The sequence below is a fragment of the Ramlibacter henchirensis genome (assembly GCF_004682015.1).
Lineage (GTDB): Bacteria > Pseudomonadota > Gammaproteobacteria > Burkholderiales > Burkholderiaceae_C > Ramlibacter > Ramlibacter henchirensis.
In genome coordinates this window covers 673,666-696,324 of record NZ_SMLM01000001.1, presented here as the reverse complement: position 1 = coordinate 696,324, position 22,659 = coordinate 673,666, and the positions used below count along the sequence as shown (strand labels likewise).

General features: G+C 66.9%; 25 protein-coding genes. 13 read left to right on the top strand and 12 right to left on the bottom strand.

Going from position 1 to position 22,659, the window contains the following annotated elements; translation table 11 throughout:
- Nucleotides 1-150: 150 nt before the first annotated feature.
- The 7 genes from EZ313_RS03455 to EZ313_RS03425 are packed head-to-tail and all read right to left on the bottom strand — an operon-like array spanning nt 151 to nt 5,630.
- Nucleotides 151-864 carry an MBL fold metallo-hydrolase gene (locus EZ313_RS03455; RefSeq protein ID WP_135261811.1) on the bottom strand — a complete coding sequence of 238 codons (714 nt, stop codon included), beginning with the start codon at nt 862-864 and terminating at the stop codon, nt 151-153.
- Complete coding sequence (locus tag EZ313_RS03450; protein ID WP_135261810.1) at nt 861-1,673, bottom strand: alpha/beta fold hydrolase; 813 nt, start codon at nt 1,671-1,673, stop codon at nt 861-863. The genes EZ313_RS03455 and EZ313_RS03450 overlap by 4 nt, the downstream gene beginning before the upstream one ends.
- Nucleotides 1,666-1,992, bottom strand: a complete 327-nt coding sequence (locus EZ313_RS03445) for an NIPSNAP family protein (protein WP_167772491.1) — start codon at nt 1,990-1,992, stop codon at nt 1,666-1,668. Before EZ313_RS03445 ends, EZ313_RS03450 begins: the two co-directional genes overlap by 8 nt.
- On the bottom strand, nt 1,989-2,828 hold the full coding sequence (locus tag EZ313_RS03440) for a sulfurtransferase (protein WP_167772490.1): 840 nt from the start codon (nt 2,826-2,828) through the stop codon (nt 1,989-1,991). The genes EZ313_RS03445 and EZ313_RS03440 overlap by 4 nt, the downstream gene beginning before the upstream one ends.
- Nucleotides 2,829-2,845: 17 nt before the next feature.
- A complete protein-coding gene (locus EZ313_RS03435; RefSeq protein ID WP_240788519.1) occupies nt 2,846-3,823 on the bottom strand; it encodes a Bug family tripartite tricarboxylate transporter substrate binding protein in 978 nt (325 codons plus the stop codon).
- 36 nt (nt 3,824-3,859) lie between these two features.
- Entirely contained in the window at nt 3,860-4,339 is a 480-nt protein-coding gene (locus EZ313_RS03430; RefSeq protein WP_135261807.1) for an aromatic-ring-hydroxylating dioxygenase subunit beta, read from the bottom strand.
- Nucleotide 4,340: 1 nt separating this feature from the next.
- Nucleotides 4,341-5,630, bottom strand: a complete 1,290-nt coding sequence (locus EZ313_RS03425; RefSeq protein WP_135261806.1) for a Rieske 2Fe-2S domain-containing protein — start codon at nt 5,628-5,630, stop codon at nt 4,341-4,343.
- A gap of 110 nt (nt 5,631-5,740) precedes the next feature.
- Between EZ313_RS03425 and EZ313_RS03420 the strand changes: the two genes are divergently transcribed.
- Genes EZ313_RS03420 through EZ313_RS03410 form a run of 3 tightly spaced genes read left to right on the top strand, consistent with a single transcriptional unit; the run spans nt 5,741 to nt 8,235 of the window.
- Nucleotides 5,741-6,703: a LysR family transcriptional regulator gene (locus EZ313_RS03420; RefSeq protein ID WP_135261805.1), complete on the top strand. Its 963-nt coding sequence runs from the start codon at nt 5,741-5,743 to the stop codon at nt 6,701-6,703.
- Nucleotides 6,704-6,730: 27 nt separating this feature from the next.
- On the top strand, nt 6,731-7,765 hold the full coding sequence (locus EZ313_RS03415) for an ABC transporter substrate-binding protein (protein WP_135261804.1): 1,035 nt from the start codon (nt 6,731-6,733) through the stop codon (nt 7,763-7,765).
- A gap of 26 nt (nt 7,766-7,791) precedes the next feature.
- On the top strand, nt 7,792-8,235 hold the full coding sequence (locus EZ313_RS03410) for a cupin domain-containing protein (RefSeq protein WP_135261803.1): 444 nt from the start codon (nt 7,792-7,794) through the stop codon (nt 8,233-8,235).
- Between the two features lie 281 nt (nt 8,236-8,516).
- Here the strand turns inward: EZ313_RS03410 and EZ313_RS03405 are convergent, their stop codons facing one another.
- Together EZ313_RS03405 and EZ313_RS03400 are read right to left on the bottom strand one after the other, a co-directional pair.
- A complete protein-coding gene (locus EZ313_RS03405) occupies nt 8,517-9,122 on the bottom strand; it encodes an amino acid synthesis family protein (protein ID WP_135261802.1) in 606 nt (201 codons plus the stop codon).
- Nucleotides 9,119-9,802, bottom strand: a complete 684-nt coding sequence (locus tag EZ313_RS03400; RefSeq protein ID WP_167772489.1) for an isochorismatase family protein — start codon at nt 9,800-9,802, stop codon at nt 9,119-9,121. Before EZ313_RS03400 ends, EZ313_RS03405 begins: the two co-directional genes overlap by 4 nt.
- 105 nt (nt 9,803-9,907) lie before the next feature.
- On the opposite strand from EZ313_RS03400, the gene EZ313_RS03395 reads away from it, so the two are divergent.
- Nucleotides 9,908-10,864, top strand: a complete 957-nt coding sequence (locus tag EZ313_RS03395) for a Bug family tripartite tricarboxylate transporter substrate binding protein (RefSeq protein ID WP_135261800.1) — start codon at nt 9,908-9,910, stop codon at nt 10,862-10,864.
- Between the two features lie 3 nt (nt 10,865-10,867).
- Here EZ313_RS03395 and EZ313_RS03390 read toward each other — a convergent pair whose 3' ends face one another.
- Entirely contained in the window at nt 10,868-11,698 is an 831-nt protein-coding gene (locus EZ313_RS03390) for an alpha/beta fold hydrolase (RefSeq protein WP_135261799.1), read from the bottom strand.
- Nucleotides 11,699-11,751: 53 nt separating this feature from the next.
- On the opposite strand from EZ313_RS03390, the gene EZ313_RS03385 reads away from it, so the two are divergent.
- Both EZ313_RS03385 and EZ313_RS03375 read left to right on the top strand, forming a co-directional pair.
- Nucleotides 11,752-12,561, top strand: coding sequence for an alpha/beta fold hydrolase (locus EZ313_RS03385; RefSeq protein ID WP_135261798.1), 810 nt, complete (start codon nt 11,752-11,754; stop codon nt 12,559-12,561).
- Between the two features lie 447 nt (nt 12,562-13,008).
- Entirely contained in the window at nt 13,009-13,839 is an 831-nt protein-coding gene (locus tag EZ313_RS03375) for an alpha/beta hydrolase (protein WP_135263554.1), read from the top strand.
- A gap of 87 nt (nt 13,840-13,926) precedes the next feature.
- On the opposite strand, the gene EZ313_RS03370 is transcribed toward EZ313_RS03375, so the two are convergent.
- On the bottom strand, nt 13,927-14,817 hold the full coding sequence (locus EZ313_RS03370; RefSeq protein WP_135261797.1) for a LysR family transcriptional regulator: 891 nt from the start codon (nt 14,815-14,817) through the stop codon (nt 13,927-13,929).
- Nucleotides 14,818-14,936: 119 nt separating this feature from the next.
- Here EZ313_RS03370 and EZ313_RS03365 point away from each other — a divergent pair, with 119 nt between their 5' ends.
- The 7 genes from EZ313_RS03365 (at nt 14,937) to EZ313_RS03340 (ending at nt 21,506) form a co-directional block, all read left to right on the top strand.
- Nucleotides 14,937-16,142 carry an MFS transporter gene (locus EZ313_RS03365; protein WP_135261796.1) on the top strand — a complete coding sequence of 402 codons (1,206 nt, stop codon included), beginning with the start codon at nt 14,937-14,939 and terminating at the stop codon, nt 16,140-16,142.
- 16 nt (nt 16,143-16,158) lie between these two features.
- On the top strand, nt 16,159-16,653 hold the full coding sequence (locus EZ313_RS03360) for a (R)-mandelonitrile lyase (protein WP_205960324.1): 495 nt from the start codon (nt 16,159-16,161) through the stop codon (nt 16,651-16,653).
- Between the two features lie 4 nt (nt 16,654-16,657).
- Complete coding sequence (locus EZ313_RS03355; RefSeq protein WP_420849274.1) at nt 16,658-17,389, top strand: carboxymuconolactone decarboxylase family protein; 732 nt, start codon at nt 16,658-16,660, stop codon at nt 17,387-17,389.
- A gap of 16 nt (nt 17,390-17,405) precedes the next feature.
- The gene (locus tag EZ313_RS23175; RefSeq protein ID WP_167772488.1) at nt 17,406-17,543 is read left to right on the top strand and encodes a hypothetical protein; all 138 of its coding nucleotides are present in this window, start codon (nt 17,406-17,408) and stop codon (nt 17,541-17,543) included.
- A 113-nt stretch (nt 17,544-17,656) separates the two neighbouring features.
- Entirely contained in the window at nt 17,657-18,298 is a 642-nt protein-coding gene (gene paoA / locus EZ313_RS03350; protein WP_135261794.1) for an aldehyde dehydrogenase iron-sulfur subunit PaoA, read from the top strand.
- Nucleotides 18,295-19,245, top strand: a complete 951-nt coding sequence (locus tag EZ313_RS03345) for an FAD binding domain-containing protein (RefSeq protein ID WP_135261793.1) — start codon at nt 18,295-18,297, stop codon at nt 19,243-19,245. Before paoA ends, EZ313_RS03345 begins: the two co-directional genes overlap by 4 nt.
- 2 nt (nt 19,246-19,247) lie before the next feature.
- On the top strand, nt 19,248-21,506 hold the full coding sequence (locus tag EZ313_RS03340) for a xanthine dehydrogenase family protein molybdopterin-binding subunit (protein WP_135261792.1): 2,259 nt from the start codon (nt 19,248-19,250) through the stop codon (nt 21,504-21,506).
- A gap of 123 nt (nt 21,507-21,629) precedes the next feature.
- Here the strand turns inward: EZ313_RS03340 and EZ313_RS03335 are convergent, their stop codons facing one another.
- Nucleotides 21,630-22,589 carry a LysR family transcriptional regulator gene (locus tag EZ313_RS03335; RefSeq protein ID WP_135261791.1) on the bottom strand — a complete coding sequence of 320 codons (960 nt, stop codon included), beginning with the start codon at nt 22,587-22,589 and terminating at the stop codon, nt 21,630-21,632.
- Between the last annotated feature and the right edge of the window lie 70 nt (nt 22,590-22,659).

Genomic DNA, 22,659 nt, shown 5'->3' with positions numbered 1-22,659 from the left:
CGCGGGCGGGATGAGCAAAGTGGCCTCACCTCGGGCCATCGTCGTCGCGGCGAGTTTCAAGTCGATGCCGTCGAGCTTCGTCGGTACGCCGCCGAGGACGACAAGGCCGCTGGAAGCGTTGTCCGCCGCTAGACGGCCGACAAGCTTAGTTCAACGACCACGATCGCCCAGACATAAGTTCGCCGGAACCGCCTCCTCCAGCCGCTTTGGAAGCGGCAGTCGAAGGCCTGCCATGAGTTGCTGGAAAGCATCCCGCGTTCGACCGCTCACGCGCGGATTGGATGTCCGCTCTGTTCCAATCGTCGTGTGGATCTTCTCGCCGTAGTCGTGGCCGGGCCAGACCAGAGTGTCGTCGGGAAAAGCGAAGAGCACGCGCGTGATGCTGTCGTACATGGCACCGGCGTCGCCCCCCTGCAGGTCCGTGCGCCCGCAGCCGCCGATCAGCAGCGTATCGCCCGTGAAGAGGTGCAGTCCCCCGTCCGGTGAGCGGAAGGAGAAGCACATGCTGCCTGCGGTATGCCCGGGGGTGTGCAGCGCTTCGACGTGGCTGCTGCCGAAGTGGATGCGATCTCCATGGACCAGCTCCCGCGTCGCGCCGCTCACGCCGCAACGGGCCGGTGTCGCAATCCTTGCCCCGGTCCGTCGACGCAGTGAGCTGGCACCGGTGATGTGGTCCGCATGGACGTGGGTTTCCAGAATCCACAGCAGTCTCAGTCGCATTGCCTCGAGCACACCGAGGTCGCGCTCGACCTGCTCCTCCACGGGATCGATCAGCACGGCGGTGGCGGACGCTTCGTCCACCAGGAGGTAGGTGCAGGTGGACGACGCCGGATCCGGCAGCCGATGGACGCAAGTGGGGGTCATTGCGCGACGCGGAGGAAATGCTGATCGAGGGCTTGATTGAAAAGCAGGGGCTGGTCCAGGTTCGGCAGGTGCCCGGCGGACGGGATAACGACCAACTGTGCAAAGGGCATGGCGGCGGCAAGCCTTGCCATCACGTCCGGAAGCACGCCGTCGCTCTCGCCCACGATCAGTGTCGACAGCGATGGCATCCGGTGGAGTTCCGCCGTGTAGTCGAAGGCCTGCAAAGCGCGCGCGGTGGCGATGAAGCCGTCCACCGAGGTGCCCGCGATGGAGTCCCGAAGGCTCGCGTGCGAGGACGCATCGAGGTCAGAGAGCCGGCTGCCGAACCAGCGCTCCAGTGTCGGTTGCACCAGGAGGGCCATGCCCTGCTCGCGTGCCTGAGCGATCCGCGCATCCCAGGGTTGCGCGAACGCCGGCGGGGAGTCGGCGCGCGCATCGCAGATGACCAGGCTGGCGAGACGAACGGAATGCTGCTGTCCGAGCGCGAAGCCCACCATGCCGCCCAGCGAGAGGCCTACGTAGTGCGCACGGTCGAGTCCGAGCGTGTCGAGAACCGTCACCACGTCTCGCGCCAGGCGGTCGATGGTCAGGCGGGTACTCCCCAGCGTGCTTCTCCCATGCCCCCTGCTCTCGAGCCGCAGGACACGGAAACCCTGCTTCACGAGGTGCGCGGCCTGCGGAGCCCACATGCGTGCATCTGCCATGATCGAATGGGCGAGCAGCACGCAGGGGAGGCTCTCTGCCCCATCGTCCAGGACGCTCAGGACGGCGTCTTCACTCGCGATGGAATGCTGGCGCGCCTCACCCATGATGCTGCGGCGAGAAGCTGGTGGGCTCCAGGCGCACGGTGCTCTGGGACGCCAGCAGAGGGCCGTCCTTCTCGCTGGCTTCCTTGGCCGCCTTCCAGTCGGGATCCGCCGCAAAGGCGGCCCATGCCTGCTTGCTGGCGGCCTCGTCCGGAAAGCGGACCAGGTAGTAGAAAACGCCCGGCTCTGCGGGTGCTGTCCAGCACTGCACCAGGTCGATGCCTACCCGGCGGAACACCGGAATGGTCTTGTCTGCAAAGCGCTGTTGCAGCGCCTCGGCCTTGCCATCGTGGGCGACATAGCGCTTCAGTTCGAAAATCATGCCGTTTGCTCCAAGCTTGTTCTCTGTGCCCATTCCGACCACGAGCCGTCGTACACGGCAACGTCGGGATGGCCAATCGACTCGAGCGCGAGGGCGAGCACGCATGCGGTCACCCCCGAGCCGCAACTGCACACCACCGGCGCCTCTTTCGTCACTCCGGCTGCCTGCAGCCGCTGCCGCAGCAGCGAGATGGGAAGCAGGGTTCCGTCGCCAGCCAGCAGCTCCTGGTAGGGAAGGTTCCGGCTGCCCGGAATGTGCCCGCTGCGAATGCCTGCGAGCGGCTCCGGTGCCTCGCCACGGTAGCGTGCGGCGGAGCGCGCATCCAGGATCAGCTGGCCCTCCTGCGCCGCCTGCTTGACCCGCGCGAAATCTGCAACCCTTTTCGGGTTGGGCGGCGAGAGCTGTTCCGGCGCTTCCCGAAGGTCGGCCACGGGCCCTTGCGCCAGCGGAAATCCCGCCCGCTCCCATGCCGCAAGACCACCATCGAGCACGTGGACCTCGCGAAAGCCGTACGTGGACAGCATCCACCACACGCGGGCAGACGGCGCCAGACCCGCCGAGTCGTACAGCACGATACGGCGGTCGCGCCGCGCACCCACCGCAGCCGCACAGGCGGCCAGATGGTTCGGGCCCGGCAGCGTGTGCGACAGCCGCGCGTCGGGATCGGCCGCCCCGGCCAGATCGAAGAAGCGTGCGCCCGGAATGTGCGCGCGTTCGAACTCGGCGCGAGCATTCCGGCCCGTTGCGGGCTGGTGCCAGCTGACGTCGAGCACACATACATCAGGGGCGTCCAGCCGCGCCGCCAGCCATCTCGCATCCACCAGGATCTGAGTCATGCCCGTACCGGCTTGCGTCATTGCGCGACCTTGATGCCCGTGCGCTTGACGAACTCTGACCACTTCTGCATATCGGCGTCGATCATGGCCCGGAACTCGGCGGGCGAATTGCCGCCGGGCTCGGCACCGATGTCCGCCCAGCGCTTGCGTACGGCCGGGTCCTCGTATCCCTTGCGCACGGCAGCGGCCACGCGGTCGACGATGGCCGGGGGAGTTCCGGCTGGCGCGAGCAGGCCGCTCCACCCGTTGACTTCGTAGCCCGGCAGGCCGGACTCGGCGATCGTCGGGACCTCGGGTGACTGCGGGAAGCGCTTGGCGCTCGTCAAGGCGATCGGCCGCAGCTTTCCGGACCGCATCCAGGTGAGTGCATCCGAGTAGTTGGCGAACGTCAGTTGCACGTCGCCGGCCGCCGCAGCGGCGACGGCGGGCGCGCCTCCCCGGTACGGCACGTGCACCATGTCGATGCCTGCCATCTGCTTGAAGATCTCGCCGCTGAACTGCGTGAATCCACCGGCGCCTGCGAAGTTGAGCTTGCCTGGGTGCTCCTTGGCGTAGGCGATCAGCTCCCTGACAGTGCGCACCGGCAAGCTCGGGTGCGCCATCAGCACCATCGGATTGGTGTTGATGAGCGTGATCGGCGCGAAGTCCTTCAGGCCGTCGTAGTTCACCTTGTAGATGAACTGGTTCAGGGTCTGGGGCGCCGCGAGTGCGAGCAGCAGCGTGTAGCCGTCGGGCGCCGCGCGCGCGACGAACTCGGTGGCCAGGCTGCCGCTGGCGCCGGGCTTGTTCTCGATGACGATCGGCTGGCCCAGTTCCTTCTGCAGGATGGGCTGGATGATGCGCGCCCCCAGGTCGGCGATCCCCCCGGGCGCGTAGGGAACGATGATGCGGATCGGCTTCTCGGGCCAGCCGGACTGCGCCTTGGCCACGCCGGGGCCGGCCACGCAAGCAGCGGCAGCCATTGCCACGAAGGCACGACGACGGATCGTTTGCATGCTTGTCTCCTGATTGTCTGGTGCTGGCTTGCCGCGTCAGAGCGGATACACCAGAAGGGTGTCGATGCACCGTGAATCGATGACCACGATGCGCTCCGCGAACAGGGCGGCACCGCTGCTGGTGTCCACCACGTCGAGGTACTTGCCGCTGGCGAACAGTTCCGCCTGGCCCGTGTACATCGTGCGGTAGACGACGAAGTTGGACCGCACGGTATGGCGGCCCTCGAACTCCTCGCGCACGTCCAGCGGCCCCGTGACATGGCAGTACGTGTGGCTCTCGAAGATGTTGGCGGTCTGCAAGGCCTTGATGCGGTCCTCCATCATCCCGCGCCCCTGGCAGTTGATGATGCCCAGGGGATAGTTCGCGGCGATGTTCTCCCGCGTCGTGATCTGGTAGACGGCGTCGTCCAGGAAGAATCCGGTCCAGCGGTCGACCTGGCCTTCGTCCAGAGCGTGGCAGTAGTCCCGCAGCAACTGCTCGATCTGCTCGCCGGGCGACTTCGATTTCATCAGCATGTCAGAACCCCATGATGTTGCGGTAGCCGTGCCAGAAGCCGCGCACGGCCGCCTCGGTCGCGCGGGAAGATTCGTTGGATTCGGCGACACGGCCCCCCATCTCGATGAAGGCGGCCCGGTCGGGGCTGGTGGCGGTGCCCCGCTGCACGAATGAGTTGATGCAGCCGTCTTCCAGGGCGACCAGCCCGGCGGCGCCAGTCAGGTTGCCCTGCATGACCCGCATGTGCTCCTGCTCCGGGGTGTCCGTCTCGTAGCCCAGGAAGACCCAGAACAGCTCCGTCTTGTCGACCCCGCGCGGAACGAAGAAACGCACGGCAAGCGAGTTCAGCGTGAGCTGCATCACCAGGGTCGGGAAGACCGTCTGGATGCTGTGCGTGATGCCGTCGTCGAAGCCTTCCCAGGCCTTGAGCAGTTCGGGCCCTTCCAGGTCGGAGTCGAACTTCGCCGAATGGACGTTGGCCTCCTTGTACTCCGCGGCGGCCTGGAGCGTGGCACGCTTGGAATAGCTGATGTGGTGCCACTTCTTGTCCGACAGCACGATGCCGCCGTCCATGTCGAGGCGGTTGACCTTGAACGTCGTATAGAACGTGTGCAGCAGCGTCGCGTGGTAGGAGTCGCGCACGTTCTCCGCGTAAAGCTTCCAGTTGTTGTGGATCATCTGGCTGTGGACGCCGAGGATCTTCAGCGGATGCTTCATGTTGCGTTCCATGAAGGCGCGGGTGCTGTCACCGAGGAAGTCGTGCAGCGGCTCGGTTTCTGCGGAGTACGTCCCGAAAACCATGCCGCAGTAGACCTCGACGCGCAGGGGTTCCAGCCGGTGCCTGGAAGGGTCGAAATCCTCCGGCATGCCGCCCTTGCCGCGAAGGCCGTTCTGGAACGCGACGGTCTTCAGCCGGCCGTCGAGCCCGTAGTTCCAGGCGTGGTACACGCAGGTGAGCGACTCCCGGTTGTCCCGGTCCTTCAGGCACACGAGTGCGCCTTTGTGCGCGCAGCGATTGATCATCGCGTGGACGATTCCGTCCGCGTCGCGGGTCACGATGATCGGGGTTTCCCCCAGCCACGTCGTCTTGATGTCGCCACGCTTTCCAACCTCCAACTCCATGCAGAGGTAGTGCCACACCGGCCCCCGGAAGATTCGTTCCTGCTCCATGGCGTAGATGGCAGGGTCGGAGAACACTTGGAACGGAACGCGTGAAACGCCGCCTTCCGGCCAGCGGAAGTCCTCCGGCGGCTGGGCTTTCGCCGATGGGATCGATGGCGCGACGGCAGGGCAGGTGTGTGCGGAGTGCATGGTGGAAGCGGGTCCAGGTGGAGGTGACACCGCATTCTTGGATCCCCGCGTGAATCGGGCAATGGGATGCGGGAGATACAGCAGATCGCGATTCGAGATACAAACGCGGGATGGACCCTCCGCGCAACCTCGACACCAAGCTGCTGCGCGTCTTTGCGTGCATCTACCAGAGTGGCAGCGTCAGCGTTGCGGCCCGCGAACTCGACATGAGCCAGCCGGGACTCAGCACTGCGCTGATGAGGCTGCGAGAGCAGCTGCAGGATCCCCTTTTCACACGAACCACGGGCGGAATGGAACCCACCCGGCGCGCGCGGGCCCTCATCGGGCCGGTCCGGCAAATCCTGCAGACGCTCGACAAGGATCTGCTTGCGCCACCGCAGTTCGACCCGGCAACCTCGACAAAGGAGTTCCGGCTGGCGCTCTCGGACATCGGCGAAGGCATCTACCTTCCACTCGCCATTCGAAGCATCCAGTACACGGCTCCCGGCATTTCCCTGCGCACGGTCGTGATGCCGCCGCGGGAACTCGAGGAAGCGATGGCCTCGGGCGAAGTGGACCTGGCGGCGGGGTTCTTTCCGGATATCCGTGGCACGCAGGTGATCCAGCGGCGGGTCGGCTTGCACTCGTTCAGCTCGATCGCGCGCGTGGGGCACCCGGCTGCCAGCGAGCCGTTGACGGTCGAGCAGTACGCGCAACTGGGCCACATCGTGGTGGAGGCGCCCGGCCGCAGCCAGGAGGTCTTCGACCAGTTCCTGCGGGAAAAGCGCATCCGCCTCAAGGTGCTGCTGCGAACGCCGCATTTCATGAGCGTGCCGATCGTCGTCGCCGAAACCGACGCCGTGGCGATCGTGCCGCAAGCGCTCGCCGATTTCGTCCGAAATTACGGCGGCATCCAGGAGCTCCCGATGCCCTTCGTGCCGCCCACGTTCCAGGTGAACCTGTTCTGGCACCGCAGCGCGCAGAACGATCCGTCCAACATGTGGCTGCGCGAATTGATGATCAGCCAGTTTCCCGCGCTTCGTGCGCGCCGCTACGCCCGCAATGGCGAACCGAGGGGCAGGCGCAGGGCGTAGCCGACCCCGTGCCCTCGCGGCCGGGCCATCGAGGAGTTCGGCGGCAAGGTCAATGGCGTGAAGGTCGAACTGGTGTCGGGCGACCACCAGAACAAGGCCGACGTGGGCGCGACCATCGCACGGACTTGGATGGACCGCGACGGCGTGGATGCGATCGCCGATTTCTCGAACTCGAGCGTCGGCCTGGCCGTGCAAGCGCTGGCGACCGAACGCAAGAAGATCACGCTCGTCACAGCCGCATCGACGCAGTTCACCGGAAAGTCGTGCACGCCCTATTCGAGCCAGTGGGTCTACAACAGCTACAGCAACGGCCACGGACTGGCCAAGCTGCTCACCGAGCGGGGTGCGGACACCTGGTTCCTGGTCACCGTCGACTACGCTTTCGGGCACGCCTTCGCCGCCGACATCCGCAAGACCGTGATGGCCGCGGGCGGCAAGGTGGTCGGCGAGGTCCGGCATCCGCTGAACGCCTCGGACATGAGCTCGTTCCTGCTCCAGGCGCAGGCTTCGAAGGCCAAGGTCGTCGCCTTCGCCAGCGCAGGTGGGGACCTGACCACGGCCATCAAGCAGGCGGGCGAATTCGGCTTGACGCGCAACCAGCTGCTCGCGGCGCCCTCGGTGTTCGTCAACGACGTGCACAGCCTGGGCTTGAAGACCTCGCAAGGGTTGCAGTTCCTCACCGCTTTCTACTGGGACCGTGACGACAACTCGCGCGCCTGGGCCCGCAAGTTCTTCGAGCGCCGCAAGGCAATGCCGACGATGACCCAGGCGGGCGTGTACTCCAGCGTCCGGCACTTCCTGAAGGCCGTCGAAGCTGCGGGCAGTGATGACGGCGACCGCGTCGCCAAGAAGATGAAGGAACTGCCAATCCGTGACGCCTACACGGCCAACGGCCGCGTGCGCGAAGACGGCCAAGTCATGCACGACATGTACCTGGTGGAAGTGAAGAAGCCTGCAGATTCCAAGGGGCCTTGGGACTACTACAAGGTCCTGGCCACCGACCCGGCTGATCAGGTCTTTCAGCCGCTCGCCACGAGCGAGTGCGCGCTGGTGCGCAAGTGACTCCACCAATCAACAAGGAGCAATCGATGGACTTAGCCCAGAAACCTGGCGACCGCACCGATCCGCCGCCCACCGTGCGCCACATCGACGACATCGAATGGGAAACCATTCGCTGGCCCGGCGAGACCGGCAAGATGCTCTTCCACCCGCGACCCGAAAACCCGACCGAGCCGAACGCCGGCCTGCTGCGTTTCGAGAAGGGTTCCTACCATCCCTGGCATCGCCACGACTTCGCGCAGGTCTGGTACGTGCTCGAGGGCGAGTTCACGGTTGGCGGCAAGACGCATGGGCCCGGCACCATGTTCTTCCACGGCGATCCCCATTGCGAGGAGGAGCTGCGGACGGAGACCGGTGGCTTGATGGTGATCGTCCAGTACCCCGGACCGACGACCGGGGGGCGGCCGATTTATGACAAGCGCTTCAACATGGAGCAGCGGCGCGAGGTCGCGAAAGAGCGAACGGACATCTGAAGCCATTTCATCGAGCGAATGCCGGGGGGCCGTTTGGCTGCCCCTCAGCGATAACTCTGCGAGTCCACGTCCGCTATTGGCCGATAGCAGACATCGGCAAGTCGGGACTAGCGCCGCACTCCCCTGCCCGCCAACCGACGGAGTCTCAGTCCGACGCTCTTGTCGCGGCCACGTGAGCGGCGCGGATAGGCAAATGATGCGTTACGTGGCCCTCAGGCCCGCCTCTTCGGAATAGGGAGGCGGTCTCTGCGCGAGACGTCCGCAGCAAATCTCCTGAGCACTCAGCGCAGCCCGTCCTTGCCCTGAATTCTCTCCGCCTGGATGCCGCCGAGTCGCGCGTGCAGCCGTCCACGCGTTGCCACCGCGAACAGGATTAGCACTTCATCCGGGTTCGGACCGTCGGGGAAGCTGACCGTCACAGTGTCGTAATGTGATCGCACATACAGCGCGTCCTTGTGGGCCAGCGGGATGTCGATGGTGGTGCCTGGCACGCCGCGCTTCCCAGTCGAGGCGATCCAAGCCTTGCCCCCGCCTAGAGCTTCGCGCAGCGGGTCCGCGAAAGTGGCCGTCAGAAACGCATTGCCGTGCTCATACTCGCCCGCCGTTCCAACGATGCAGGCCTTGCCGAAGCTTTCGGGCCTGTCGTCGCCCAGCAAGGCGTTCAGGCGCCGGCCGAACTCCACGCCTAGCGCGGCGGAGTGCTGTACAACCTCGTCCAGCGCTTGTATGGAGTTGCTGCCGGCATAGGGATTGCGAATGACGGCGCCCAGCACAATCTTGCGCACGGGCTTGCCGTCGGCAGGCACGCCCGCTTCATTGGCGAGCGTTTCCTCAGTGTACGTATGCCAGCGGCGGAAGCGGAAGTAGCTCAGGGAGGGGCTTGTCATGTCGGTCTCGCTGGGGGCTCGAGGCGCGCGGCAACGTCGTCGAAATTCATGACGTCGCCAAAAAAAAGCTGGAAGGTATTGAGAGTGGCGGCATGCTCCTCGTCGCTCGATGTGGCCGTGCAGTCCGAAAGCATTGCCACCCGGAAGTCGAGCATGTACGCGTCGCGCGCGGTAGATTCGCAGCACACGTTGGTCTTGGTACCCGCGATAAGCAGCGTGTCGATGCCGTGCTCCGCCAGGGTGTCGAGCAGATTGGAAGAGGGGCCCGGAAGCATCGCGCTGTACATCACCTTGCTGGTGAGTATGTCTGTCGGGTGCACCTCGAGCTCCGGATAAATCCTGTGCCCCTCGCCACCTTCGGCAAGGCTGGCGATGCGACGGGCCGCGTTCTCGGGCGAGAGATTGTGGATGTGGTGATTGGGCCAGAACTCCATCGCCTTCGACGAGCCCGTGAGCACCCAGATGACCTTGGCGCCTGCAGCCCGTATGGCAGAGCTCATGCGGTTGATATTGGGAACGATGCCTCGCGCCTGCGCACTCCCCGAGGGAAACCCCTCGGCAACGTAGTAGTTCTGCATGTCGATGATGACGAGCGCGGTGCGCGAGGCATCGAAGCGACCGATGGCGTGTCGCTTTCCAAGCCGGCGAAGTACCCGCTGCTCGACGTTGGCTGGTGTCACGTAATGATGCATCGTTACCGCCGGGTTTCCTGTGATCTATTGTCTAGGCTCCCGTACGAGGAGCCCTGCTAGACGCACTTGATTGCCACTGATTAGACTCGACGAATGAAAGCAATCTTCCGGTTTCTCCTGCTGCTGACGTTCGCCGTCGGCGCGGCACACGCTCAATTTCCCAACAAGCCCATCCGGTTGATCTTGAGCACCTCGCCGGGCGGCGGGGCCGACGTCACGGCCAGGCTCATTGCCCCGAAGCTGTCGGAGGGCCTCGGCCAGAACGTTGTGGTGGAGAACAGGCCCGGTGCTTCCGGCATGATCGCTGGCGAGTATGTCGCACGCCAGCCGGCAGACGGCTACACGATCCTGTTGGACATTACGACCCATGCAGTGAACCCGGCTCTGTACCCCAAGATGCCGTACGAGCCGCTCAAGGACCTTGTGCCCGTGACGCAGGTGATGCAGGCGCCTAACGTGCTGGTGGTCCATCCCTCGGTGCCCGTGAACAACGTTAGGGAGTTCATCGCCTATGCCAAGGGGCAAACGCCACCGCTGGCGGTTGCGTCTTCCGGAAACGGTTCAGCCCAGCATCTCGCGGCAGAGATGTTCAAGATGCGCACGGGCCTCGATCTCGTGCATGTCCCGTACAAGGGTGGTGGCCCTGCGCTGGCCGACGTGGTCGCCGGCCAGGTGCCCGTCTTCTTCGCGCTCCTGTCTTCTGCCACGCCGCACATCAAGGCGGGCAGGCTCAAGCCACTTGCCGTGACGGGATCGACGCGAGCGCAGTCCATGCCGGAACTGCCCACGATCGCGGAAGCGGGCTTGAGCGGCTACGAGATTTACGATTTCAATGGGCTTTTCCTCCCGGCGCGCACGCCGCCCGAGATCGTCCAACGCTGGCAACGCGAGGTGGCACGTGTGCTGGCCATGCCCGAGATTCGCGAGCGGTTCGCGGCACTCGGCACCGAACCTGTCGGCAGCACACCCCAGGCGTTCGAGGCCTTCCTTCGCTCCGAGATCACCAAGTGGACTAAGGTCGTGAAGGACGCCAACATCAAGGTGGAGTGACAGCTATTCGATGATTGCCGCGGCGCGCGCGAACGACATGATTTCCTCCACCACGCGATCCGGGATTTCTTCCGGTACGTAGTGGTCGGCGTTCGGCAATTCGAGCGCCTTCAGGTCGGGACGCGCCGACGTGGCCCGACGCCAAGCCTCGACCGTCACCAACTTGGACAGCGAACCTCGAATGAGTAAGGTGGGAACCTTGTTGGCGCGGAATGCGGGCTCCATGTCTCCCCGCAGCCCAGCGGCCGTAGCGGCCATTGCCTTCGGATCGGCGAGCGGGCGCCAACCCGCATCTGTCTTGAGGTAGCCATAACGCGCACGCCTCGCTACGGCGTCGGCAGGCATCAGCGGATAGCGGCCAGCAAGGTATTCCTCGATCTCCTCAACCGACGCAAAGATCCTGTCGCCGCCGCCCACACGCGCGGCCAAGTCGTCGAGAACCTGCTCTTCAATAAACGGGATGAATTCGATCCCGATTACGCCGCTGATCAGCTCGGGGTGCCTGGCGGCGGCTTCGATGGCGTTGCGGGATCCAAGCGAGTGGCCAATCAGCAGCGCCGGACCGTGGCCAAGATGGCGAATGATGGCAGCGATGTCTTCCGCAAAATCCGAGGCGTCATAGCCTGCCGCCGGCTTATCCGAGCGCCCATGGCCGCGCTGGTCAAACGCCAGGCAGCGAAAGTACGGCGCGAGCTGTCTGATCATGGGCTCGAACACGTGTGCGTTGGCCGTGATCCCGTGGAACATCAGGGCGAGCTGGCCCTCGCCCGCTTCGACCGCGTGCAGCTTGATGTGGGGCAGAGCCAGCGTGACTGAGTTGAGCTCCATAGCCATCGAAGACACTCCGGAAAAGCTAATCCATCCAAAATGTACCGGATGATTCGAAGATGCAAGAACAGGTCTTCCAGCTCCGCGGCACTTCTATCTTCGCCATAGCACAGGGCGCAGGCATTCCCCTCGTGTGTCTGCATGGGATTAGCGCCAATGCTTACGTCTTCGAACCCGTTATGACGATGCTTGCGCCAGACTTCCGCGCCGTGAGCATCGACCAGCGCGGCCACGGCCGAAGTGGCAGACCCGGAAGTTACCGCGCGCTGGATTTCGCGGGCGACGTCGCGGACCTCATTGAGCACCTGGACATCGGACCCGCGGTCGTCCTTGGCCATGCGCTGGGCGCACGCAACGCGTTTTTCGCCGCCAATCGGTTTCCGCAACATGTTCGAGGCATCGTCGCGGTCGACTTCTCACCCTTCATCGAACCGGCCGTGATCGATGCATTGGCCACGCGCGTGAAATCGGGGGACCGCGCCTTCGCAGACCTCTGCGAAGTCGAGTCTTACCTTGCAGCACGTTATCCCAAGCTGCCGCGGGACGCGATCGCGCGACGTGCGCGCCACGGCTATCGTGTCGCAGCGGATGGCTCGTGGCGGCCGTTCGCCGACGGGAACGCAATGGCACTCACGGTGGAGGGCATGCGGGAAGACTTCGAGGACGAAGTCCGACGACTCCGCCAGCCTTCTCTGATGGTGCATGGCGCCGACAGCATGATGCTAAGCGGCAGCGCTTGGTCGAAGACGAAGGAGCTCAGGCCCGATATAGAGGCCGTCGCAATTCCGGGCGCGGATCACTATGTTCCCGAGACAAGCCCCACCGAACTTTCAGCAGCTGTCCGAGGCATGCTGCCGAAGTGGGAATGACGCTTGTCCGGCCGCATGCAGCCGAGCTCGACCGCAACCTCCGGCTCTGCAGAGGCATCAGCAGCTTCGGAGCCGTCAATCCGCCGGTGTCCTCGTCTGTTGCGACCCGAAGCCGCATCCAATTTTCTACCCACTGGGCAGACCAGCCGACTGACAAGTCCCGCGCGAACTACCCCCCGGTCCGTTTCGCCTTGAAGCCTTGCGCCGCCAGCAGGAGCAGCAGCTTCTCGCAGTGGTCTCCCTGCACTTCCACCACCTCACCGCAGGATTGATCTCGGGAACAACCGCTACATTCCAGAAGGTTGCAGCGTTACTTGCGAAAGGACAGCCGTGCGCCATGCTCTTGCCCTTGCCGGACTCCTCCTTGCTTCCTGCGCCGCAGTGCCGCCGCCGCCGGACTACGTGCCCTCCCAGGTGCCGCCGGCAGTTGAGGCCAGCCTGCGGCAGATGGGACGCGTGGTCGACCCGCCGCGAACTGCCGCGCTCTACGCGCCACTCGCGCGCAAGGAGCCCTATGCCGGCGTGAGGGTCGCTCGCGACATCGCCTACGGGCCGGATGCGCGCCACCGTCTCGACGTCTTCGAGCCGGAGGCGAAAGGCGCGCCGCGTCCCGTGCTTGTGTTCGTGCATGGCGGTGGCTTCACGGCCGGCAACAAGCGCAGCGGCACGAGCCCCTTCTACGACAACATCATGCTGTGGGCAGTCGCCAGCGGCATGGTCGGCGTCAACATGACTCACCGACTCGCGCCGGATCACCGGTGGCCCGCCGCGCAGGAGGACATCGCCGCGGCGCTGCGGTGGGTGCATGGCAACGTCCGCGGGCACGGCGGCGATGCGGCGCGGATCTACCTCATGGGACATTCGGCCGGCGCTGCGCACGTCGCGCACTATGTCGCCCATCCGCGCTTCCACGTGCAGCCGGAAGGTGGCATCGCCGGCGCGATGATCGTCTCGGGCCTGTTTGCAGTACCTGCTGGATTGACGAACGCGCCGATCAATGCCTACTTCGGCAACGACGGTTCGCAACACGCCGGGCAATCCGCACTGCCTGGACTGGCTTCGACGCGGGTGCCCCTGATGTTCGCGTTCGCCGAGCTGGACCCGGCCGAATTCCCGGTGCAAGCGAAGCTGCTGCAGGATGCCATGTGCGCAGCGAATCGCTGCCCGCGCATTCACTGGCTGCTCGGACACAGTCACATGTCCGAGGTGTATTCGATCAACACCGCCGACCGCGCGCTGACCGACCTGATGCTCGCGTTCATGAGCCGGCAACGCTGAGACAACTGGCAGCGCCGAATCGATCCGACGCCCTCGGCTTGGCACCCTCGCGGGCCTGCAGCAGTGATGATTGGTTGAAGTCGGGAATCAATCCGTGGCGCGGATCGCATCGATCACCATCCGCAGGGCGCGGGACGAGTGCCGGCGGCTCGGGTAGTAGGCATGCAGGCCCGGGAAGCTGGGGCAGCAATCGTCCATCACTCGCACCAGCCGGCCAGCTCGAACATGGGGCTGTGTCATCTCCTCGGGCAGGAATGCCAGGCCGTAGCCGCTGAGCGCCGCGCTGAGCATCTGGTAGGCGCCATTGAAGGTGACTTGCCCGGTGACGCGCGCCTCGACCTCGCGACCGCCATCGCGCAGTTCCCAGGCGTAGATGCCGCCGCCGGCGAGCCGCAGCGTGATGCAGTTGTGCCGCACCAGATCCTGCACACGCACCGGGACGGGGTGGGTCTCGAAGTAGCGCGGCGCGGCCACGATGGTCATGGGCACATCGGGCGTGAGCCGCACCGCCACCATGTCCTTCTCGACCTGGTCGCCGTAGCGCACGCCGATGTCGTAGCGCTCGGCCGCGACGTCGATCAGCCGGTAGTCGGAGCTGATCTCCACCCGGACGTCCGGGTACTTCTCCAGCACCGGGGCAAGGCGCGGCCACAGCACCGAGTCGATCACGTGGTCGATGGCGGTGATCCGCACGGTGCCTGAAGGCCGCTCGCCCAGGTCGCTGACGGCGCTGATCTCGGCCTCGATTTCTTCAAGCCGCGGCGCCACGGTCTGCATCAGTCGTTCCCCGGCCTCGGTCGGCGAGACGCTGCGCGTGGTCCGGGTCAGCAGGCGCACGCCCAGCCGCTCCTCGAGGCTGCGGATGGTGTGGCTGAGCGCCGACTGAGACACACCGAGCCGGGCCGCCGCACGGGTGAAGCTGCGGTCCTGCGCCACGGCCAGGAAGGCAAGGAGGTCGTTGAGGTTCTCGCGCGGCATGGATGGGATGGCGGATGCCTCTTCGATTCTAGGAGCGTGCGATTCATGAATCCGACTCATGGACCCGTGCGGCCGCAGGCCGGTCGCGCGCGGCGTTTCGTTCCTAGGATCACCGACCCATGCAAACGACCTCGACCTTCGTTCTTCGCGCCACCCCGGCCGCGGGCCTGGCTCTCGGTGCCTGGAGCGCCGTCGGCTCGATGACCCTGTGCGTCGCCCTGCTCATAGCCGCCGAGTTCATGCCGGTGAGCCTGCTGACGCCGATGGCGCAGGACCTGAACGCGACCAGCGGCATGACGGGGCAGGCCATCTCCATCTCGGGACTGTTCGCTGTGCTCACCAGCCTGCTCATTGCACCGATTGCGGGGCGCTTCGACCGCCGCGTGGTGCTGATGACGCTGACGGGCTGCATGCTGGCGTCGCTGGTGCTGATCGCGCTGGCGCCGAACTTCACTGTGCTGATGGCTGCCCGGGCGCTGCTCGGCGTCACGGTCGGCGGGTTCTGGGCGCTCTCGACCGCCACGGTCATGCGGCTGGTGCCGCGCGCTTCGCTGCCGAAAGCGATGGGCGTGCTGTACATGGGCAATGCGGTCGCGACCGCCGTGGCGGCGCCGGTGGGCAGCTACCTCGGCGGCGTGATGGGCTGGCGCGGCGTGTTCTGGATCCTGGTGCCCCTGGCCGCACTCAACCTCGCGTGGCAATGGACCAGCCTGCCCGCGATGCGCCCGCCGGCGACCATCCCGTTGCGGCGCGTGCTCGGCCTCCTGGGGCGCCGCAACGTGGCGTTCGCGATGCTGGGCGTGATGCTCTCGTTCGGCGGCGCGTTCGCCACGTTCACCTACCTGCGCCCGTTCCTGGAGACCTCGGCGCAGGCCACGCTACCCCAGATCTCCCTGCTGCTGCTGGGCCTGGGCGCCGCGGGCTTCGCGGGGACCTCGGCCGCGACGGCGCTGCTGCGGCGGCACCTGTACGCGCTGCTCGGCGCGCTGCCGCTGGCCTTGGCGGCGGTGACGCTCGCGATGTTGGCCGGCGCCGGCGACCTGCGCGCCGTCGGGCTGGCGATGGTCGCGTGGGGCGCGATCAACGCCGCGATCCCGGTGTGCTGGTCGAACTGGCTCGCGAAAGGCGTGGCCGACGAACCGGAAGCGGGTGGCGGGCTGCTGGTCGCCGCCATCCAGCTGGCGATCATGCTCGGCGCCGCCCTCGGCGGCTGGCTGCTCGACCACTTCTCCATCACCGCGACATTCCTCGGCGGCGCCGCCCTCCTCGCGCTCGCCGCGCTGGCCGTGGGCCGAGGCACGCGCCTGCAACCCCGCGCGGCCTGATCCCCGAAAGGAAACCATGACGATGAAGTCGACACTGGCCACCACCTGCGCTGTCCTGATCCACCTGGCGGCGGGCACCGGCCATGCGCAGACCCCTCCCACGTCGGCTGCGCAGCAGATCACGCCCGCGGGCTCGCAGCCGTCGGCGGCCGGCCGCGCCGAGTACTTCACCGGCCGCGTGCGCGTCGACCCCCTGTGGCCGGCCGACCCCGGCATCAACGCCTCCGGCGCCTACGTCACGTTCGAGCCGGGCGCCCGCTCGGCGTGGCACACGCACCCGGCAGGCCAGCGCCTGGTCGTGATGTCCGGCGTCGGGCTGACGCAGGAGCAAGGCAAGCCGGTGCAGGTCATCCGCCCCGGCGACGTGGTGTGGTGCCCACCGAACGTGAAGCACTGGCACGGCGCGGCGCCGGGAACCGCCATGACCCATCTTGCCGTGACCGGCACGCTGGACGGCAGGAACGTGACATGGATGGAGAAGGTCGGCGATGAGCAATACAAGGCCCGCTGACGCGATGCGCCGCCGTGCCGTCTTCGCCGCCGCCGCGTCCCTCACCGTCTTCGCGCACCCACCACTGCACGCGCAACCCACGCCCGCCGCCATGGACACCACGAACGCCCTCACCCGCAAGCAGCTGGCGATCGCGCCGATCGGCGCCGCCGCCGCGCGCGGCGACCTGCCGCAGCTGTCCGCGGCGCTGGAAGAAGGCCTGGATGCGGGCCTGTCCATCAGCGACGCGAAGGAGATCCTGGTCCAGATGTATGCCTACGCCGGGTTCCCGCGCAGCCTGAACGCACTCGGGGAACTGATGAAGGTGCTGCAGGCGCGCAAGCAGCGCGGTTTGCATGACGCAGCGGGCCGCGACCCGGCCCCGCTGCCCACGGGCCAGGCATTGCGCGCACTCGGCACCGCCAACCAGACCCGGCTGTCGGGCGCGCCCGTGACAGGGCCGTTGTTCGAGTTCGCGCCCACCATCGACGAGTACCTGAAGACGCACCTGTTCGGCGACATCTTCGGCCGCGACAACCTCGATTGGCAGAGCCGCGAGCTGGCCACTGTTGGCGCGCTGTCCGCAATGGAAGGCGTGGACTTGCAGTTGCAGGCCCACATCCGCATCAGCATGAACGTCGGCCTGACCACCGCGCAGCTGCGCGCCGCCGCCGGCGCGATGGCCCAACGCGGACAGGCCGATGCCGCACGGCGCGCGCTCGTCGCGCTCGACCGGACTCCCGCACCCTCCCGCTGAACGAAAGGAACGCACCATGGCATCGCTCCAAGCACGCACCGTCGCCCACTTCGGCGTCTTCGATCCCGCCACGCTGGCCGGGCTGTGGAGCAGCCTGTCCCTGCTCGGCGCCGCCGCGTCGCTGCTGCTCGGGGGCGCGGCCCTCTCCTGCTGAGACCCCACCGCCGTGCCGCTGACGCCCGCACCTTCAGACCGCCTACAGCGCGGTCCCCATCGCTCCGCCATGCTGCGGCGCTCATGCGCGTGATGCGCGCAGAAGGAAACCCCATGAACCTCCACGACGAACCGACTCTCCGGCGCCGCGAACTGCTGCTGGCCGGCGCTGCTTCCGCCGCTGCCACCGTGCCGACGCTGGCCGAGGCGCAGGACGGCCAGCGCGCCGCCCCCGAAGTGCCGGTCACGTCCAGCGTCACCCTGGAAGTGAACGGCACGCCGCGCACGCTGAACGTGGACACCCGCACGACGCTGCTGGACGCATTGCGTGAGAACCTGCACCTCACGGGCACGAAGAAGGGCTGCGACCAGGGCCAGTGCGGCGCCTGCACCGTGCTCGTGAACGGCCGCCGCACCGTCTCCTGCCTGAGCCTCGCGGTGATGCACCCCGGCGCGAAAGTCACCACCATCGAAGGGCTGGGCACGCCCAAGCGCTTGCACCCGATGCAGGCCGCTTTCATCAAGCACGACGGCTACCAGTGCGGCTTCTGCACCCCGGGGCAGATCTGTTCCGCCGTCGCCGTGCTCGACGAGATCCGCCGTGATGTTCCCAGCCATGCCACTTCCGACCTGAATGCCCGTCCGGTGTTGTCCGCCGCCGAGCTGCGCGAGCGCATGAGCGGCAACCTCTGCCGCTGCGGCGCGTATTCCAACATCGTCGACGCGATCTCGGAAGTCGGGGGGGTCAAAGCATGAAGCCCTTCACCTTCGAGCGCGCCACCACCCCGGCGCAGGCGGCTGCGGCCGTCGCCGCCCGCCCGGGCGCGAAGTTCGTGGCCGGCGGCACCAACCTGCTGGACCTGATGAAGCTGCAGATCGAGGCGCCCACGCACCTGGTGGACGTCAACGGCTTGGGCCTCGACAAGATCGAGGGCATGCCGGAAGGCGGCCTGCGCATCGGCGCGCTGGTGCGCAACACCGAACTGGCCGCCGACCGCCGCGTGCGACGCGATTACGCCGTGCTGTCGCGCGCCTTGCTGGCCGGGGCTTCGGGCCAGTTGCGCAACATGGCGACGACCGCGGGCAACCTGCTGCAGCGCACGCGGTGCCCGTACTTCTACGACACGAACATGCCGTGCAACAAGCGCCTGCCCGGCAGCGGCTGCTCGGCGATCGGCGGCTTCAGCCGTCAGCATGCCGTGGTCGGCTGGAGCGACGCCTGCATCGCGACGCACCCGAGCGACATGGCCGTGGCGCTGCGGGTGCTGGACGCCAACGTCGAGACCGTACGGCCCGACGGGGCGCGGCGAGTGATCCCCATTGCTGACTTCCATCGCCTGCCCGGAGCGACACCCCACGTCGAGACCGAGTTGCAGCAGGGCGAGCTGATCACGGCCGTGACGCTGCCGCGGCCCGTGGGCGGCCGGCAGGTCTATCGCAAGGTGCGCGACCGCGCTTCCTATGCCTTCGCGCTGGTGTCGGTGGCCGCGATTGTGCAGCGCGACGGCAGCGGCCGGGTGGCGCTGGGCGGCGTCGCGCACAAGCCGTGGCGCGTGGAAGCATCGGAAGCCGAACTGCCGCGCGGCGCCGGCGCCGCGGCCGCGGCCTTGCTCGCCGGCGCGCGCACGACCCATGACAACGCATTCAAGGTGCCGCTGGTTCAGCGCACCCTCGCCTCCGTGCTGGCGGAAGCCAAGGGCTGATCATGAAATTCGACACTCCTGCCACCACCAATCCGATCGACCAGCTCAAGGTGGTCGGCAAACCCGTGGACCGCATCGACGGCCCGTTGAAGGTGACCGGGACGGCCGGTTACGCCAACGACCGGCACGACGTGGCGGCCCACCAGGCGCACGGCTACATCGTGGGTTCAGCGATTCCGAAGGGGCGCATCGTCTCCATGGACGTGAGCGCCGCGCGCGCCGCGCCCGGCGTGCTGGCGATCGTGACAGCCGACAACGCCAGCCAACTCGGCAAGGGCACCTTCAACACGGCACGCCTGCTCGGCGGCCCGGCCATCGAGCACTACCACCAGGCCATCGCCGTCGTCGTGGCGGAGACTTTCGAGCAGGCGCGGGCCGCGGGCCACCTGCTCAAGGTCCGGTACGAACGGGCGCCCGGAGCGTTCGAGCTCGACGCGCGCAAGGACTCGGCCAAGCCAGTGGAGAGCAACGGCGCCGCCGCCGAGACGGCGGTCGGAGACTTCGCCGGCAACTTCGCCAACGCGCCGGTGCAGGTGGATGCGACCTACACCACGGCGCACGAGTCGCATTCGATGATCGAGCCTTTCGCCAGCGTGGCCGCCTGGAACGGTGAGCAACTGACGCTGTGGACCTCGAACCAGATGATTGCCTGGACCGCCGCCGACGTCGCCAAGACGCTCGGCATCCCCAAGGAGAATGTCAGGGTCAGCTCGCCCTTCATCGGCGGCGGCTTCGGCGCCAAGCTCTGGCTGCGGGCAGACGCCCTGCTGGCTGCCCTTGGCGCTCGCGCGGCCCTCCGTCCGGTGCGAGTGGCCATGCCTCGTGCCCTGATTCCGAACAACACGGTGCATCGCTCGGCGACCATCCAGCGCATCCGCATCGGCGCCACGCGCGATGGCAGGATCACTGCGATCGCGCACGAGAGCCTGTCCGGCAACCTGCCGGAGGGCGGGCCCGAAGCGGCGGCCATCCAGACGCGCTCGCTTTATGCCGGGCCGCACCGCATGACGGCCAACCGGATCGCGTTGCTCGACCTGCCTGAAGCCAACGCGATGCGCGCACCGAACGAAGCGCCCGGCCTGGCTGCGCTCGAAATCGCGATCGACGAGGTGGCGGAAAAGCTCGGGATGGATCCGGTTGCGTTCCGCATCGCCAACGACACGCAGTTCGTTCCCGACAATCCGGCCAAGCCCGCGTCCAACGATCCGCAATCCAAGGCGGGCGAAGAAAAGCACAACCCACGTCCGCCCTTCTCGCAGCGGCAATTGGTCGAATGCCTGCGCCTGGGCGCCAGGCGCTTTGGATGGGACAAGCGCAACGCTCAACCCGGCCGCGTGCGGGACGGCCGCTGGCTGGTTGGCATGGGGGTGGCTGCAGCCATCCGCGACAACCTGGTCATGAACTCCGGCGCGCGCGTGCGCCTCGACCAACGCGGCTTCGTGACCGTCGAGACCGACATGACCGACATCGGCACCGGCAGCTACACCGTCATCGCCCAGACCGCAGCGGAAATGATGGGCGTGGGGCTGGAACGGGTGCTGGTTCGCCTCGGCGACTCGACCTATCCGGTGTCGTGCGGCTCCGGGGGGCAGTGGGGCGGAAACAGCGCCACCGCCGGCGTGTACGCGGCGTGCCTGAAACTGCGGGAAGCGGTGGCACGCAAGGCCGGCTTGGCTTCGACGGATGCCGTGTTCGCCAACGGCCAGGTGCGCGGCGGGACCCGCAGCGTGCCGCTCGGCGAGGTGGCAGGACCGGACGGACTGGTGGCGGAAGACTCCATCGAATTCGGAGACCTGAACAAGCAGATGCAGCAGGCGACGTTCGGGGCGCACTTCGTCGAAGTCGGCGTGGACGCCGCGACGGGAGAGACGCGCGTGCGGCGCATGCTGGCCGTCTGCGCGGCGGGCCGCATCCTCAACCCCAAGACCGCCCGCAGCCAGGTGATCGGCGGCATGACCATGGGCGTAGGCGCGGCGTTGATGGAGGAACTGGCCGTGGATACGCGGCTCGGCTTGTTCGTCAACCACGACCTCGCGGGCTATGAGGTGCCTGTGCACGCGGACATCCCGCACCAGGATGTGATCTTCCTGAACGAAACGGACCCGACCTCTTCGCCGATGAAGGCCAAGGGTGTGGGAGAGCTCGGCATCTGCGGCACCGCGGCGGCCGTGGCCAATGCGGTCTACAACGCGACGGGCGTGCGAGTGCGCGACTACCCGATCACGCTCGACAAGCTGTTGAAGGGTCTCTCGGCGGTTTGAGGGGGAGCGGCGCCGGCCGCCGCAGACCTCACCCCCGGCTGGTAGGTGCTGGCCTTGCGCTTGGCCACCCCAGCCATTCCGCCCCTCGGCTTCAGATGACGACGCATGCTGCTGAGGCGCCGGCTAGGCGCTGAGGGAATTCGACAGACCGTCATCACGGCGTTGCCCGAGGGGGGCGGCGTGCTCCCGCCCATCGAACAGCTCCACCACCCAATCCACGAACGCGCGCACCTTCGCGCTGAGGTGGCGGTTCGGCGGGTAGACGACGTGCAGCGGAATGGCGGGCCGGGTCCATCCGGGCAGTACCTCCACCAGGTCCCCGCTGCGCAGGTGCGGCGCGGCGCCGAATTCGGCGACCTGTGAAACGCCGAGGCCAGCCAGCACGGCAGCCAGGTGCGCGTTCGCCTCGTTGACCGACACCTTGTAGCGACCCGAGACCTCCAGCGCGTCGTCGCCCCGTTCGAACACATGGGGATAAGGCCGGCCGGTGCGCGTCGAGAAGTAATTGACTGTCGTGTGCCCATCGGACTCCAGGTCGGACGGGTGCTTCGGCTGTCCGCGCTCGCGCAGGTACGAGGGCGCCGCCACCGTCACCAGCCGCATGTTGCCGACCCGGCGCGCCACGAGCGACTGCTCCAGCAGTTCGCCACCGCGGATCACGCAGTCGACGTTGTCGCCGATCAGGTCCACCATGCGGTCGGTAACGCCCAGGTCGATGCTGATGTCGGGATACCGCCTGCAGAACTCGGGCAGGGCGGGGATGACGATGAGCCGGGCCACCGAAGTGCCGACGTCCACGCGCAAGCGCCCACTGGGGTTGGCCTGCGCGTTGCTCATGCTGGCCTCGATGTCGTCCAGGTCGTTGAGCAGCCGCGAAGTGCGCTCGTAGTACGCGGCGCCGTCGGCGGTGAGCGTCACCTGGCGCGTGGTGCGATTCAGCAGGCGAACCTTGAGCCGCGCCTCCAGCTGCTGCACGAGCTTTGTCACCGAGCCCTTCGGCAGGTTCAACGATTCGGCCGCGCGGGTGAAGCTGCCTGTTTCCACCACGCGCGCGAACACCTGCATGGCCTGGATCCTGTCCATTCTTTTTCGCTCCTTCGGGCGCCTCGTGGGCGCCGTTCGGCCGGGTCGGCCGTTTCCCTTCCGGGCGCCA